This window comes from Lysinibacillus sp. CNPSo 3705, from assembly GCF_028674935.1.
In the GTDB taxonomy this organism is placed as follows: Bacteria; Bacillota; Bacilli; order Bacillales_A; family Planococcaceae; genus Lysinibacillus.
Genome location: NZ_JAQZSD010000006.1, coordinates 75,459 through 89,880 on the forward strand (window position 1 = coordinate 75,459; position 14,422 = coordinate 89,880).

The 14,422-nt window shown below is 35.5% G+C and carries 12 protein-coding genes, 1 pseudogene and 2 riboswitches; of the genes and pseudogenes, 3 read left to right on the plus strand and 10 right to left on the minus strand.

What is annotated here, in order from left to right; all coding sequences use genetic code 11:
• Positions 1-50: 50 nt before the first annotated feature.
• The 9 genes and pseudogenes from PVA17_RS03935 to ribE all read right to left on the minus strand — a co-directional run bounded on the left by PVA17_RS03935 (position 51) and on the right by ribE (position 9,340).
• On the minus strand, positions 51-806 hold the full coding sequence (locus tag PVA17_RS03935) for a 3-oxoacyl-ACP reductase (RefSeq protein ID WP_274066954.1): 756 nt from the start codon (positions 804-806) through the stop codon (positions 51-53).
• A 55-nt stretch (positions 807-861) separates the two neighbouring features.
• Positions 862-1,083 carry a DUF2829 domain-containing protein gene (locus tag PVA17_RS03940; protein WP_274066955.1) on the minus strand — a complete coding sequence of 74 codons (222 nt, stop codon included), beginning with the start codon at positions 1,081-1,083 and terminating at the stop codon, positions 862-864.
• A 355-nt stretch (positions 1,084-1,438) separates the two neighbouring features.
• A complete protein-coding gene (locus PVA17_RS03945; protein WP_274066956.1) occupies positions 1,439-2,287 on the minus strand; it encodes a GNAT family N-acetyltransferase in 849 nt (282 codons plus the stop codon).
• A 19-nt stretch (positions 2,288-2,306) separates the two neighbouring features.
• Positions 2,307-2,870 carry a histidine phosphatase family protein gene (locus tag PVA17_RS03950; protein WP_337993590.1) on the minus strand — a complete coding sequence of 188 codons (564 nt, stop codon included), beginning with the start codon at positions 2,868-2,870 and terminating at the stop codon, positions 2,307-2,309.
• Positions 2,871-3,646: 776 nt separating this feature from the next.
• Positions 3,647-4,951, minus strand: coding sequence for a Spo0B domain-containing protein (locus PVA17_RS03955; protein ID WP_274066957.1), 1,305 nt, complete (start codon positions 4,949-4,951; stop codon positions 3,647-3,649).
• A gap of 913 nt (positions 4,952-5,864) precedes the next feature.
• Positions 5,865-7,310 (minus strand): spore germination protein, encoded by a 1,446-nt coding sequence (locus tag PVA17_RS03960; protein WP_274066958.1) that lies wholly within the window; start codon positions 7,308-7,310, stop codon positions 5,865-5,867.
• 184 nt (positions 7,311-7,494) lie between these two features.
• Positions 7,495-7,962, minus strand: a complete 468-nt coding sequence (gene ribH, locus PVA17_RS03965) for a 6,7-dimethyl-8-ribityllumazine synthase (protein ID WP_132359158.1) — start codon at positions 7,960-7,962, stop codon at positions 7,495-7,497.
• 51 nt (positions 7,963-8,013) lie between these two features.
• Positions 8,014-8,607: pseudogene (gene ribB, locus PVA17_RS03970) on the minus strand (3,4-dihydroxy-2-butanone-4-phosphate synthase); the annotation flags it as partial.
• Positions 8,608-8,701: 94 nt separating this feature from the next.
• Positions 8,702-9,340 (minus strand): riboflavin synthase, encoded by a 639-nt coding sequence (gene ribE, locus PVA17_RS03975; RefSeq protein WP_274066959.1) that lies wholly within the window; start codon positions 9,338-9,340, stop codon positions 8,702-8,704.
• A gap of 143 nt (positions 9,341-9,483) precedes the next feature.
• Positions 9,484-9,609, minus strand: a riboswitch (FMN riboswitch).
• A 124-nt stretch (positions 9,610-9,733) separates the two neighbouring features.
• Positions 9,734-9,859, minus strand: a riboswitch (FMN riboswitch).
• Positions 9,860-10,105: 246 nt separating this feature from the next.
• Between ribE and PVA17_RS03980 the strand changes: the two genes are divergently transcribed.
• The 3 genes from PVA17_RS03980 to PVA17_RS03990 all read left to right on the plus strand — a co-directional run bounded on the left by PVA17_RS03980 (position 10,106) and on the right by PVA17_RS03990 (position 12,933).
• Positions 10,106-11,230 (plus strand): YibE/F family protein, encoded by a 1,125-nt coding sequence (locus PVA17_RS03980; protein ID WP_274066960.1) that lies wholly within the window; start codon positions 10,106-10,108, stop codon positions 11,228-11,230.
• Positions 11,230-12,006, plus strand: coding sequence for a YibE/F family protein (locus tag PVA17_RS03985; protein ID WP_132359164.1), 777 nt, complete (start codon positions 11,230-11,232; stop codon positions 12,004-12,006). The genes PVA17_RS03980 and PVA17_RS03985 overlap by 1 nt, the downstream gene beginning before the upstream one ends.
• A 309-nt stretch (positions 12,007-12,315) precedes the next feature.
• Positions 12,316-12,933, plus strand: coding sequence for an HAD hydrolase-like protein (locus PVA17_RS03990; protein ID WP_132359166.1), 618 nt, complete (start codon positions 12,316-12,318; stop codon positions 12,931-12,933).
• A 415-nt stretch (positions 12,934-13,348) separates the two neighbouring features.
• Here the strand turns inward: PVA17_RS03990 and PVA17_RS03995 are convergent, their stop codons facing one another.
• The gene (locus PVA17_RS03995; protein ID WP_132359168.1) at positions 13,349-14,335 is read right to left on the minus strand and encodes a VanW family protein; all 987 of its coding nucleotides are present in this window, start codon (positions 14,333-14,335) and stop codon (positions 13,349-13,351) included.
• Between the last annotated feature and the right edge of the window lie 87 nt (positions 14,336-14,422).

Below are 14,422 nucleotides of genomic sequence, written 5' to 3' on the forward strand. Positions count from 1 at the left end.
AATTTTGCTTACTTGCGTATTATAGCAGAACAATTTACGATTGAACAATACTATTTAGTGAGCCAACCGCCATCAATCGGTATAATTGCACCGTGTATATAATCAGCTGATGGACTAGCTAAATAAAGAGTTAAACTCGCCACTTCACTTGGTTGGGCCCAGCGCCCAGCAGGCGTTTCATCGGCGACCCATTTTGCAATCGCACCATCACCTTCAAAATCTGCTTTGTTCATCGGTGTTTGAATGGCTCCAGGTGCAATGGCATTGGAACGAATTCCTTCACGACAATAATCTAAGTCTAACTGCTTCGTATAGCCGACAATTGCATGTTTGGATGCTGTATACGCTGCGCCCCCACCGCCAGCAACAAGCCCAGCGATAGATGCCATATTAACGATTGTGCCTGATTTTCGTTTAACCATATGAGGTAATATTGTATTTGTCACAAAATAAGTACCTTTTACATTGGTATTCATAATTTTATCCCAAAGCGCCTCATCTGTATCAAGCGTTTTAGCAAAGCCATCTAATACGCCTGCGGTATTTAATAAAATATCTATCTGTTTAAAAATTGAAAGCGCCGCTTCAAATGCTTGCTCTACATCGTCCTTATTGCATACACTGCCTACTTTATAGGCAAATTGTTCAGGATATTGATGATGTAGACTTTCTAACCCTTGCTCATCTAAATCAAACCCGAATACACTCGCCCCATTTTCTAAAAATGCAATAGCTTGGGCTTGACCAATACCTGAAGCAGCCCCCGTTACAAATACCGTTTTACCGTTATATTCTTCAAACTTCATACATATCTCTCCTCAAAAAACAAAGAAACCACCTCATTTGAGATGGCTCTTTCGATTAATTGACAATTACCCAATCTTTCGCTAATAAATCACAGACTGTTGGTGTGAACATTGTATAGCCCTCACCACGTACATTAATTAAAAAATAAGGATTCAAAGCCTCGCCATCATGTTCGCTTTGTGCAACAAGCTTCACATATAATTCAGCACCGCCCCATCCTTTACGAATTACTTTTTCTCCCGCTTTTAAGCGTGGTAATATTTCTTCAAACGTCATTTAAATTCATCCTTTTATTTACTTGCTTTATCGGATTAGTATACTGGAAATCTCATATGTTGACAACCTATTCAATTATGCCTCAGCATAATTGTAGCTGTCCGCAACGGGTCAACAAAGCGGCCGGAATCATCTTTGTACTTAGCCTACGTGAAGTAGTCAGTTAGCCGTTAGCGCATAGACACAATGATTTTTGGCAACATCCTATATAAGAACTGCATTCCAATTCTGTGATATTTCATAGGCTAATAACTACTTGAAACAATTCGAGTTTAATGTAAATTCATCAACGTCAACGTTAGGGCCAAACTTTGACATTTCAAGCCTTCAAGTAATTTTCTCTACTCACCTTATATCAATCCATTTTCTTCTTCATTTGCACTTGCTCTGTCTTTACCTCTAGCCCATTCTCCATCAAATAGCTCGCCGCTGGATTGCTCGCTAAAAAGTTAACTGTAGCTAAATTTACTTTGTGATTTGTAATGCTTGCGATAAAGTGTGGTATATGTTCTACCTTGCCATTTTCTAATAACACTAACTGATAAAGCACTATGTGGTCGATTGCTCCATCCATATCCCATACGATTTTATATAACATATAACCAAGCGCTTCTTTATTCTCGTTGAAAAAAACTTTCGCTTCACCTTGTTTATTACTTTGCCAGCTACATTGCCAAGGAACATCTTCCTGGTAAAAAAATAAATAAGGAAGCTGCTCTGGCCGAATAGTTTCCACATGAATTGCGGCTCGTTCCTCTACTTTAGCTTCATATTCGCCACTTAAAAACAGCAATTTATTTGTAATTGTATAGCCATGCTTCTCATATAACGCAATGGCTACTTTATTCTCTTTTATAGCTTCAAGCGTTGTAACTTCTACATTCTCTCGTTCATAGATGGCGTTTGTTTCTTCCATTAAAACACGAGAAACACCTTGACCGCGATAGTCGGGAGAGATACCTGTTCCACCATTCCAAGCGATTTTCTTTCCATCCATTTCTCTAAAGCCATTTAATACAATGCCTACAGGATTATTTCGATCAAATGCGACAATTGAAAGCTCTGGCGATAATCCTTCTTTAACGAGGCGGTTTAAAAACATCTCTTCATTCATTTCTATTTGAACAAAATATCCCTCAAAGCCTTTATTCCAAGCTTTTAAAACTTCCGCTAAAGTGCACTGTGAGACTGTTTTTATTTCCATGCTTTTCCCCCATCCCTGCTTAATTAGAGCCATTACCTAAAAGTGGTAGATCTTCTAAAGTTAATTTTTTTATTATTTCATACCCATTTCCAGGACCATTTGGCCTAACAATAACCATTCCCATATTAGAAATATTCCCTAACCCAACATCTTCGGGAAAGCTATGGGCAACGATCACTTGATTCGTACCATGTGGTGGCTTTCTTTCTAACATCGATTGCAGATTTGATAATATATTTGTTTTTTCAACGATAGGTATGTTTCCACCCAATTTATAAATTTCATACCCGATTGGATCAATTTGGATATAGGCATATGGAAATGCGAGCTGTGCCGTTTCAATTGTACGACAAAACGGACTTGCGACAATCGGTGAACTGATCGGGATTTGATAATAGCGAAGCATTTGTCCAAAGTAAATGGCCTCCCTTCGCCCAACGTCAGACAAATTTCTTTGCGTATAGCAATCTTGAAAATTTAAATTTGTCTGATCTACCCCGACAGTCGCTTGGCCATGCCTCGCATACAAAATGAATCCACCCTTTTTCAATAAAGAAAGGATTGATTTATCCAAATATTTCATCTCCTCCTAATAGAGTACCATTTTGATTATTAATAATATATGAAAAGAATCGCTCAAAAAATGTAAAATGAAAGTTAAAAAAGCTTTTTACATAGTGAGAGTTACTTCAGCAGTAGAGCAGCTAATTTAATCCGCATTCCCTTTATTTGGCCGGTAAACCTCCCCATTTAGCCGTTTTGCGTAAGATGAAACTTTATTATATGGGTACCGTCTGGAAAATACGGGTTTGTAACGCTAAGCCCTTTCCCAAACGTTACCCCTTTAATTTAATCCAATTCATCAGATTTTTGAAATCTTATTCTATCCTTATTTGTTGGAATTCCATTATTTACTTTTTCCCATCTGCCATTTTTAAATAATTCGTATTGTTCAAAAGCAAAAGGCAATCCGTTTGCTGTTGATCAAGAATTCCACAATTTTATTGAGCACAAATAACTTTAAAGAGCCTTATTACAATAAAACGAAATCCACGGCTTTAGTGATTCTAGGGGGAGCAAGAAGATAATCTATAAGGGAATGTAAAAGGGCTTGGAGCAGTTCGAGGATTATGCTAAGTTTGAAGCTTTAAACGGATGGCAGATGAGTTAGGAACACGGCTAGAAGGAGTAGACTCGATAAAAGCAACTACTGAAATCAAAGATTAGCGAGGAATATAAAAACTATTTTAGAGAGCGTTGCTTAGAAATGCGGGCGTATTATAATTGCAAATAAAGCCGTCGGATTGGACGGCTTTATTTGCATTACTTTAACGCTTTATTTTTATGAAGTTTGGAAATTTACTTTATTGGAATGGTAACTATTGCTGTTGTCTCTAAATGTTTTGATGAATCGATAGAAATTTGACCGTCGTACTTATTAACAATTTCATTCACAATAAACAAGCCCTGCCCTCTTATTTTACCAATTCCTGGCTTTTTAGTGGAGAAACCTTGCTTGAATATTTGCCCTGCCTGTACAATATTTGGTCCAGTATTTGTAACCTTAAATTCATATTGATTATCATCAGCTTTACAGCAAATTGTAATTTTTCGTTGCTCTTCCGGTAATTCATTTGCCGCATCAATCGCATTATCTATTAAATTCGACAAGATTTTGATTAAATCCGTCGTTTTAATTTTATTAAATGCATCCTGTGAGACTGAAAAATCCATATCAATATTATGATTTTGTGCAGTTAGTTTTTTCGTTTGTAACAATATTGCCAAACCAGGATGATCAATATTTAATTTGAGTGACCTAATAGCCTGAACCTCTTTGGAAAGTGAAGATAAATATTGTTTGGCCTGATCAGGTTTGTCTAATTGCAGAAATCCATGTAACACTTGTATATGATTGGTGAAATCATGTCTTAAAGAGGACACGGAAGTGATTAAAGTTTTAATTTCTGCTTGATATGTATCCTCTGTCGCTCCAACTTCCTTCGCTACTTCTTTTTGATACCATCTCTGTAAGAAGAAAACAGAGCAGATAACGATTAAAATGAGCAAACCATTAAAAATAAAGATAAAAAGATTGTCTTTGATAACTTTTCCCTTGATGCCATTTAATGTGTCTGCACTAATATCAATTCCTATGTATGCAATAATCTTTCCTGCTTTATCTTTGATCGGTGCACCAACAGTTAAGTAAGACCCGTATATAGGATCTGCTATTACTTCTGTTACAAAAGTTTCTCCTTTAAAAGCTCTTTGCACTTGCATCTCGGGTACTGTACAGTCCATTCCGATATCAAAGCCTTTAGATTCAGGTGGTAAACCCATAATCATTGCTTTGGATACCTTTGGATTATCAATCTCTAATGTATAAACAAATAAGGCACCTATTTTTACTCTTGCATCATTTAAGTAATTTCTTAATTGCCAGTAATAATCGTTTTTCACAGGGTTATCTAAAAATTGTTTGTACGCCTCTATATCAATTGAAGATGCAATAGAACTAGCAGCTTCTAGACTTTGGTTAGCTATTGACTCTTCAACTGTCTTTTTCATTTTTATGTAGGATGTAAAGATGTTTAAACTTGTAAACAATATTAATAAGATAATTGATAGTAGTAAAATTAGTTTTATTTTTCGTGTTTTCATACAAACTGGTACTTCCTCATCTATAGACATGAATAATGCCTTAATTTAGTTGGGCTTGGCCTTCGCATAATGACGTCCGGAATCGGCTTTTTGTTATGTATAAGATTCCAGATTTTTCGCCTCTCTAAATAACACTATTCGTTCTTATCTTATCATCCCAAGCAAGTTTTGACTATTACCAACCCACTTTATTTGCCCCTTACTTTTGGGCTATCTCCTTCCCGTATTAATGTTGGAGAAGTCTTGTTCAGGACTGATAAAATTCTAAAACAATTTTTATTCTTCGAGCGAAACACCCTTCTAGTTGCAACCATTAGTTTAATAATCCTTCCCTAGAAAGTAAACTAAAAAGCCAAACAAACTTTTATCATGCCCCCTTTCTTATTATATATTACTTATTCCATTCCATCTTTGTTGTTTAGATCAATTCAACCTTTTAACCTTTTAGGAAGCGTTAGAGCTTCATCCAAATAATCTTTAAAGGAAATTGTAATCGGTTCAGCGTCCTCTCCTAAGATTGACGGACCCTTGAATATTTTTCTCCTTCATACTCGTTGCTTGAATTGTAACAATAACCATGTGGAAGTTCTCTTCCAATATATAATGTTGAACGAAAATCAAAGTTTCTAATTTAATTTCCGTCTTACAGCACATTTCTGGAAAGGTAATATTATAGCAACTATACATATCAATGACGGAATTCAGCGTTTGAAGCTAATCCAACGGCCAAGTCTTCCTTTTCTTGCAAAAGACTAAGGGCATGAAATCGTTTTGCCATTTGGATACTTTTTTCTTACCCTAATGTAATTGACTTTTTAAATTCATCGTAAAGCTTCAAGTTAATAAAAGGTCAAGTGAAATAAGATATAAAAAGATCAGGCCTATAAAAGCCCGATCTCTACATTTTAAATATTTATTTTTTCCTACTCGATGTCCTTGTCTTATCCTGTACATTTAAAAATTTAGGTCGCGTACGATAACCTGCTGGAGATAAGCGAAATAAAGATTTTTTTATCTCCTGCCAATCTAAATCTGCACCCATATTTAAGAATGGAACACCTAATACTCGTATATTCGCAGTATAAAGAAGTATGAAGAACACCGAAATGAAAAATCCAAATAACCCAAAAAAGGCAGATGCTAAAATGATGATAATCCTGAGAATGCTCATTGCTGTTACGATAGACTGATTGATAAGTGTATAGGCTGCAATACTGGAAGTAGCGATAACTACAATCATGGAGGGGCTCGTAACACCCGATTTAATGGCTGCATCCCCAATAATCAACCCCCCAACAACACTTATGGAACCACTAATAACATTGGGTAAATGTATATTTGCTTCTCGAAATAATTCAAACATAAAAAGCATCATTAATGTTTCAAGAATAGTTGGAAATGGGAGACCCGTTCTTGACTCAACAACTGTTGCCAACAGAATGAATGGCAATTGCTCTTGATGGTAGGTTGTAAGTGCAATCCAAAAACCTGGTAAAAGTACACTTATTAAAATAGCTATTATTCGTAGTATACGCTCCATAGAACTTATAATAATCGGATACTCATTATCCTCACCGGATTTAAAGAGTAACATTGAATTTGTAGGTGTAATAACGGCGTATGATACACCATCAACTATGATAATAATGCGCCCTCTACTTAATGCTTGCACAGCATAATCAGGACGTCCAGTATAATCATGTCTTGGTATAATTTTAGTGCTTTGTTCAATTCTTTCCATCAATAAATCCCCACTAAATACAATATCCGTATCAATTTGCAGTAGCTGTAATTTCAATTTCTCAAGCACCTTTTGATTGACGACATCTTCAAAATAAAGTACAGCTACGGTTGTTTTGGAGCGTTTACCAAGTTCATATGTTTCAACACTTAATGAATTGGTAGGTAACCGTTTTCGTATTAAAGCAATATTAATAAAAACATCCTCAATAAAATCATCTCTCGGACCTCTGACAACTAATTCAAGAGTTGTTTCTTTAGGCTCCCGATTTGGTTTTTTTGCGATATAACTCGAATACAACAAATTCAGATTTTCAAAATATAGTAAAACATGCCCTTTATAGACTCTAGTTATCGCATCATCTTTACTTGTTATTCTCTGAAGATGAGGAATGTGTAAATTATTTTGTATATGTTCCTCTAACAATTCCTCCGATTTTCCAGCAAATAATGATTGTACTCGTTGTACAATAACAGTCTGCAGTAACCGCTCATCCATCATTCCTTCACATTTTATCAAATGTACTTTATGTTGCTGAAATAAATATTCTTGGAATATTACATCAGCAGAGCGTTGAAATAGTGACTTCAAAGATTTCAAATTTAATTCTTGTTGCATTGAAGAAATATCCCTCATCTCCTACTGAGTCAGCTCCTAATTAGTACATTTATGAGTAATAACACAAATACACTTACGGCTATTTTCCCCATGGTCTAAAAAAATATGCAAGAAAACTTTAAAGTTCATAATGCTTTTTCAGAATAATTCACCTACGAATTTTTCATACTATTATTAGAAAAACTTATCCAATCATCTTCTTTAAATTCGCCATTTCAATAGCAGACATCGCTGCATCATAGCCTTTATTTCCTGATTTAGTCCCTGCACGCTCAATCGCTTGTTCAATACTTTCTGTAGTAACAATGCCAAAAATAACAGGTACATTTGTAGTTAGTGATACATTAGCAATTCCTTTTGCTGATTCATTACATACATAATCATAATGTGTTGTTGAGCCACGGATTACTGTACCTAATCCAATTATTGCATCATATTTCTTTGTTTCGGCTAACTGTTTTGCAATGAACGGAACTTCAAATGCACCAGGAACCCATGCGACATCGATAGAATTCTCATCCACACCATGTCGCTTTAAACCATCTAATGCACCGTCTAATAATTTGCTTGTAATAAATTCGTTGAAACGACCAACTACTACTGCTATTTTTAAATCCGTACCAATCAATTGTGCTTCAAATGTTTTAACCATTGTTCTTTTCTCCTTTTATATAGACATTTTATTTTCTTCCATTATTTGTTGACGACGATAAGTGGCCAATGCTTCTATGGAGATCATTTTTAAATGATGTAGCGCTGCATATTTAACAAGGTCATTAAAGCGAAGCATTTTGCCATTGTCCCCCATAATTTCACAAATAATGCCCGCAGGAATACTATGACAAAGCTTGGCCAAATCAATTGTAGCTTCTGTATGCCCTCTACGCTCTAATACACCATTTTCCTTTGCAACTAACGGGAATACATGACCGGGTCTACGAAAATCCGTAGCTTTCGCTTGTGGTTCTAGCATTTTTTGTATAGTCATTGCCCGTTCAAAGGCACTAATTCCAGTCGTTGTGTCTACATGATCAATACTAACGGTAAATGCCGTTTGATGATTATCTGTATTAATACTAACCATAGGCTTTAATGCTAATTTTTGTGCAAGCTCCTGTGAAATCGGCGTACAAATAAGACCTCTTCCATAAGTCGCCATAAAATTAATCGTTTCTGGGGTCATAAATTCCGCAAGTGCGAGTAAGTCCCCTTCGTTTTCTCGGTCCTCGTCATCTACTACAATAATCATCTTCCCTTGTTTTAAATCCTCTAATGCTTCTTCAATTGAATGTAGCAATATCGCCACCTCCAGCTCGTAAAATGTATTAGATCCATTATGCCTCGGCATAATTGCGTCTAAAATCTTGCAGATATTTGGACTCTACTAGAAGTTAAAACCCGTTTTTTGCTAAGAAGTCTCTTGAAATGGTTGGTGCTTCCTGTCCACGCTTAAGTTGATGCAAAATGTATTTTCCAACTAAATCGGTTTCAACATTGACGAGATCACCAATTTTTTTCATACCTAAAATAGTTTCCTTGTATGTGTGAGGTATCAGTGATACTGTGATACCGTTTTTCTCGACATGGAAGAGGGTTAAACTCGTTCCGTCGATTGTAATGGAGCCCTTTGGTATACAGTAGCTCGTTAACTCCTTCGATAGTTCAACATCAATATAGACTGCATTTGCTAATGGTCGCTTGCGCACTATTTTCCCTATCCCGTCTACATGTCCGGATACAAAATGACCACCGAAACGTCCATTAGCCGACATAGCGCGCTCTAAATTTACCGGATCTCCAACTACGAGCTGCTGTAAATTTGTTGCGCTCACTGTTTCAGGCATTACATCCATCGTTAGCTCTTGTTCATTAAAATGTATCACTGTTAAACAAACACCATTGACCGCTATACTGTCTCCGAGCTTTACATCCTCTACCATTTGCTTTGAAATTACGGTAATTTTCATACTTTGCCGATCACTTTGCATGGTTTTTACGGTACCAATATCCTCAACAATTCCTGTAAACATTTTTTCACCTGCTTTCAATCATTTAATAAATTTCCGTTCAAACAAAAAACCCCTTACATGAAAGGGGTTTGGGAGTTTATCTACATAAGACGTCAACAAATAAACCTTATGGATATAATATTTTTTCCATAGGCTGTCATCTCATCGTTCTTCTCCCATCCAGACTGTCACTGTCGGTTTTGGATTCGCACCAAATCAGCTTGCGCTCACGGACTTTGAATTTTTTCATCACCGCCGATTGGGAATTTCACCCTACCCCGAAGAACTACTGCTATTCAATTTTTTAGCTAAATAAAACAAAAACTACTTCCCGCTATAAAATGGGAAGTAGTTAACATAAAAGCATACTCAAAGAAACCTTATAAACTCAAGCGAATTTAAAAAGCTCATACTTTTACCCTTCTCCCATCCAGACTATAACTGTCGGTTTTGGATTTGCACCAAATCAGCTTGCGCTCACGGACTTTGAATTTCTTCATCACCGCCGATTGGGAATTTCACCCTACCCTGAAGGATATTTTTATTTAGCTATTTCTAACGATAACACTATTTTATTTTATTATCCAGATAATTCTTAATAGAAATTTTTTTCTCTACCTAATTTCGCTTTCATAAATTTGTACTAACGTTGGTTTTTTTCTTAAATGAAGGAACCTCTAGTCATTTAGCACGTTACTTTATAATGGCATTTTTTTATCTGCTTAACATTAACAATGAACGCAACGAATATGATTAGATTCCCTTCTCACATTGGAGGTTTTTTTATTGCAAACCATCTTGAAAAAAAAATCGTTTAACAAAGTCATATTTTATACTTTTATCGCAATTTGCTTTATCGCTTCTGTTTTTTTCGTTTATCACAATGAAGGATTTTATGACCGTCCAATTGCAGAAGTTATAAAAACAGAATTAAAAGAATCAAATCTTGTAACGGATATGTATGAAAATGATGATCATTTATATACTCAGCAAATTACAGCTGTATTAAAAAATGGTGAAAAAAAAGGTAAGCTTATTCATTTTACCAATGAGTATTCAGCATCTGGAGCCTTTGATCAAGAGTACCATGTTGGACATAAATTATTTGTTTCTATAAAAGCAAATACAAACGAAAATGGAGATTTAACTGGGACAATTTTAGACGTAAAACGTGATCAGTTTGTCTTGATAGTGGCGTGGATTTTTATCGTTGCTTTGCTGATTGTTGGGAAAAGACAAGGGTTATTTTCTATCATCAGTTTAGTTGTAAATTCTCTTGTCTTATCCTACGCTTTAGATTTATATATACATTCCAATATAAATTTGATAGTTATTAGCGGGGCATGTGTTCTTTTATTTACAGTCATTTCTTTAATTCTCATTAACGGCTTGAACGAGAAAACATATGCGGGGATTGTTGCAACACTTATTGGAACATTTATTTCGTTATTGATTAGCGCTTTAGTTTTGTGGATCACAAACGAGAACGGAATTCGATATGAAGAGATGCAATTTTTAACGCGCCCATATCGAGTAATTTTTATGGCTGGGTTATTTATTGGAGCACTAGGAGCTGTAATGGATGTCTCCATCACAATGGCTTCTTCAATGTTCGCTTTATTTGAGCAAAACCAAGATCTATCTGACCAAGCACTGAAAACCTCAGGAATTGATATCGGGAAAGACATTATGGGAACGATTACAAGTATTTTGTTTTTTGTTTATATTTGTGGCTCAATCCCTATGTTGATTTTATATTTGAAAAACTCTTATCCATTGGGGCAAACACTTTCCATGAACCTTTCATTAGAATTAGCGAGAGCCCTAGCAGGGGGAATCGGTGTTGTCTTAACGATTCCGATCAGTTTATACACTTCTATTTTTTTCATTAATCGAAAGAGGGCAAAATAATGAATGTATTAGTATGGTTAACGGCCATTTTATTCATATTAATGATTGTTATTGGTGGGAAAAAAGGTGTACGTTCTTTTCTATCTTTATTTTTAAACTTTGGAGTGCTCTTTATAACTATCTTTTTAATGACCAGTCAGAAAAATAGCCCGATTTTATTAACGCTCATTGCCTGTACCGTCATTAGCTGGATTAGCTTATTTTTTATTAATGAAATGAGCAGTAAAACGGTAACTGCATTCATTTCTACAATGATTACGATTGTAATTTTATTACTATTCATTGTTTTTGTAACGGAGAAATCAATGATTCGTGGATTCGGGGAAGAATCCTCTGAGGAAATTAGCATATTTTCCCTTTATATTGGCGTCAATTTTGTGCAAATTGGCGCTTCCGTTATTATTATGAGTACGATTGGGGCAATTTTGGATGTTGCTATTTCCATTGCTACTTCCATGCATGAGATTCTTCATCATAATCCTTTCATTAGCAGAAAAAAATTATTTACATCAGGTTTAAGCATTGGAAGGGACATTTTAGGTACAGATACAAATACATTATTTTTCGCCTTCTTTGGTGGTTATTTAAGCTTGTTCATATGGTTTAAAGATTTATCTTATTCAATTGGCGAAATCATTAATTCTAAAGTATTTACCACTGAACTTATTATGATATTTTGCGCAGGCATTGGCATCGCACTTATCATTCCTATTACTTCCTCGGTAAATGCCTATTATTTAACAAAAAAACGAGATACAACACAAGATGCTTCATAATAGTTGTACCTGTCACCCTGCTCAATACCAACGGATGACAGGTACATTTTTGTCCATTCAACTACATAATAAAGATGATTTCGTTATTGATTTCAACGCATTTTTCGGTACAATATTTACCAAAGAAGATACCTTACTCCCTTTCATCAAAAAAAACATTTACCCTTTAGTAAAAAAATTATTCATCAAGGGTAATTTACAATACGCTGTTTCATATCCTGTATAATCATGTCATTATTTTTTGAATAGGCAGTAACATTTTCAAGAAAAAACGTCTTTACAACTAGATTATAAAGGAGAAAATTTGTAATGAAATATATTATCTTTGATTTTGATGGAACACTGGCAGATTCTACAGCAGTGTTTACATCAGCTTGGAATACGATTGCACAAAAATATAAATTTAAAGGAATAGAGTTAAAGGAAATCGAATCATTAAAAAAATTATCTATAGCGGAGCGCAGTAAATTATTCGACTTCCCAATGTATAAATTGCCCATGATTTTACCACAGTTTTATCGCTTGTATCGTCAGTCATTAAATGATGTTCATCTTTATGATGGCATTAAAGATGTCCTTTTGGAAATTGATAAAAGAGGCTATAAAATCCTTATTATTTCCTCTAATTCACAAGAGAATATTTTAGAATTTCTAAAAATGAACGGCATTCATTGTGTATCAAATGTTCTCTGTTCAAACCGTATTTTCGGAAAAGATAAAGTAATAAAAAAATTTTTAAAGGATTCAGGCATTACCCCTTCTGAAGTTTTATACATCGGTGATGAGCAAAGAGATATTGTAGCCTGCAAAAAAGTGGGCGTACCTATTATTTGGGTTGGTTGGGGATATGACGCTATTGAAGTTGTATGCCAAGAAGATCCCGAGTACAAAGTAGCTACACCTCAAGAGATTTTAAATATTATCTAAACGAATAGGATCATAGCGATTAAAAAATGGCTATGATCCTATTGTAGTTGAAAAAAAGTATGGACTTTCGGCAAAGTGAGGGGGTAATTACCGTGTGGACTGGGCACTTTCCTAGGGACGTCCAAGGAGCCGCTTTACTTGCAATGCTCGCTCAAAGGTCTCCGTTTTTTGCGCGAAAGCGAAGCGGCAGCGGCACCGAAGTTGATCACAAAGCGTTATCATAGGAACTGTTGGTCGTAGCCTTCGTTCCTCTTTCTCTAATCCACAAGGAGTCGCCAAATCTTCACTCTAATTTAATGGATAATACGAAAGCGAAGCGACAACACTAAATACTTATGTATGAAAAGTGTCAGCGATATTTCTTTTCTGCAGTTCTAACAAAAAAAAGACACATTGTAAGTGTCTATGAAAAAAACTATGGCTTTTTCAAGTTGGCTACATATTTTTTTGCTGTTCTGATCTCAATTGTAAGAGAATTTTTACTATAGCTAGCTTTAATTAAAAATGGTACGTTAGTTGTATTTTGAAATCTAAAATCTAAACCACCATAGGAAACTGTAGCATCTCTTCCTTTTGGAACATACCCGACATCCAATGAATGGTGGTGACGTTCTACAAATTTCACCGGTATTTGATCAACCGCGTTAAATAAGGTTGAGGACGTTTGACAGATGCCTCCCCCAATGCCCATCACAACCTTTTTGTTGATGATCTCTGGTGCAGGCTGATAACCATTAACTTCATCCCTAGGTCCAACAACTGTATTAAAGGAGAAATAATCACCACTTCCAACGATAACATTATTAATCGCCTTCGCAGAAAGTTCAATATTTTTATTTCTTCCTGCATCATGAGTATTAAAATAAGTTGTATAGGACCCAACAGCTACGTCTTCTAAATACGGAATGTCTTCAAAATTATAGCCGCTTTCTGTAACAGATAAGGGCAACTCCACTTTACCACCAGTTGCTGATGCTTCTAATATTCTCTCTACTAAGTCACGTTCTTTTAAAACAATTAAAGGACTACCTTTAATTACTTTTCCTTGATCATCAAGCTTATCGAGTATCATCCGCTTATCATAGCCGGTTGTTTTTTCGTTTCCTCGCGCCAAATCTTTTGCTAATTGCTTAATTTGTTCTGTATACGATTGTCGATCTCGTTCGTAGTCCATTTCCTTCGGTGCAATTGTTTGGATGATAGCTTTTGTTGAAGGGTCTTCGATTTCAACCACGACGGGCTCTGCTTGTTGTAAGGTAACAGGCTTTTTTACATCATCCGCTTTTTGCTCTGACGCTTGAATTTGTTGTTGTTGTTTTTTCTCATCTACATTTTTCCCCTGACAGCCAATTAGCCCAACTGTACAAATAATGGATAATGTGGTTATCCACTTCTTTTTCAAATAAAACACCTACCCTATCGATATACTACAGAGACATCTTATTCGTGTATTGCTGATAGTGTGTTTCATTTCATCATTTTTATTTGT

What these genes read in the sequence shown, in the direction of transcription:
- PVA17_RS03985 (WP_132359164.1), top strand. Translation starts at nt 11,230, where the DNA reads ATGAATGTATTAGTATGGTTAACGGCCATTTTATTCATATTAATGATT.
- PVA17_RS03940 (WP_274066955.1), bottom strand. Translation starts at nt 1,083, where the DNA reads ATGACGTTTGAAGAAATATTACCACGCTTAAAAGCGGGAGAAAAAGTA.
- PVA17_RS03945 (WP_274066956.1), bottom strand. Translation starts at nt 2,287, where the DNA reads ATGGAAATAAAAACAGTCTCACAGTGCACTTTAGCGGAAGTTTTAAAA.
- ribE (WP_274066959.1), bottom strand. Translation starts at nt 9,340, where the DNA reads ATGTTTACAGGAATTGTTGAGGATATTGGTACCGTAAAAACCATGCAA.
- PVA17_RS03960 (WP_274066958.1), bottom strand. Translation starts at nt 7,310, where the DNA reads ATGCAACAAGAATTAAATTTGAAATCTTTGAAGTCACTATTTCAACGC.
- PVA17_RS03990 (WP_132359166.1), top strand. Translation starts at nt 12,316, where the DNA reads ATGAAATATATTATCTTTGATTTTGATGGAACACTGGCAGATTCTACA.
- PVA17_RS03955 (WP_274066957.1), bottom strand. Translation starts at nt 4,951, where the DNA reads ATGAAAACACGAAAAATAAAACTAATTTTACTACTATCAATTATCTTA.
- PVA17_RS03935 (WP_274066954.1), bottom strand. Translation starts at nt 806, where the DNA reads ATGAAGTTTGAAGAATATAACGGTAAAACGGTATTTGTAACGGGGGCT.
- ribH (WP_132359158.1), bottom strand. Translation starts at nt 7,962, where the DNA reads ATGGTTAAAACATTTGAAGCACAATTGATTGGTACGGATTTAAAAATA.
- PVA17_RS03950 (WP_337993590.1), bottom strand. Translation starts at nt 2,870, where the DNA reads ATGAAATATTTGGATAAATCAATCCTTTCTTTATTGAAAAAGGGTGGA.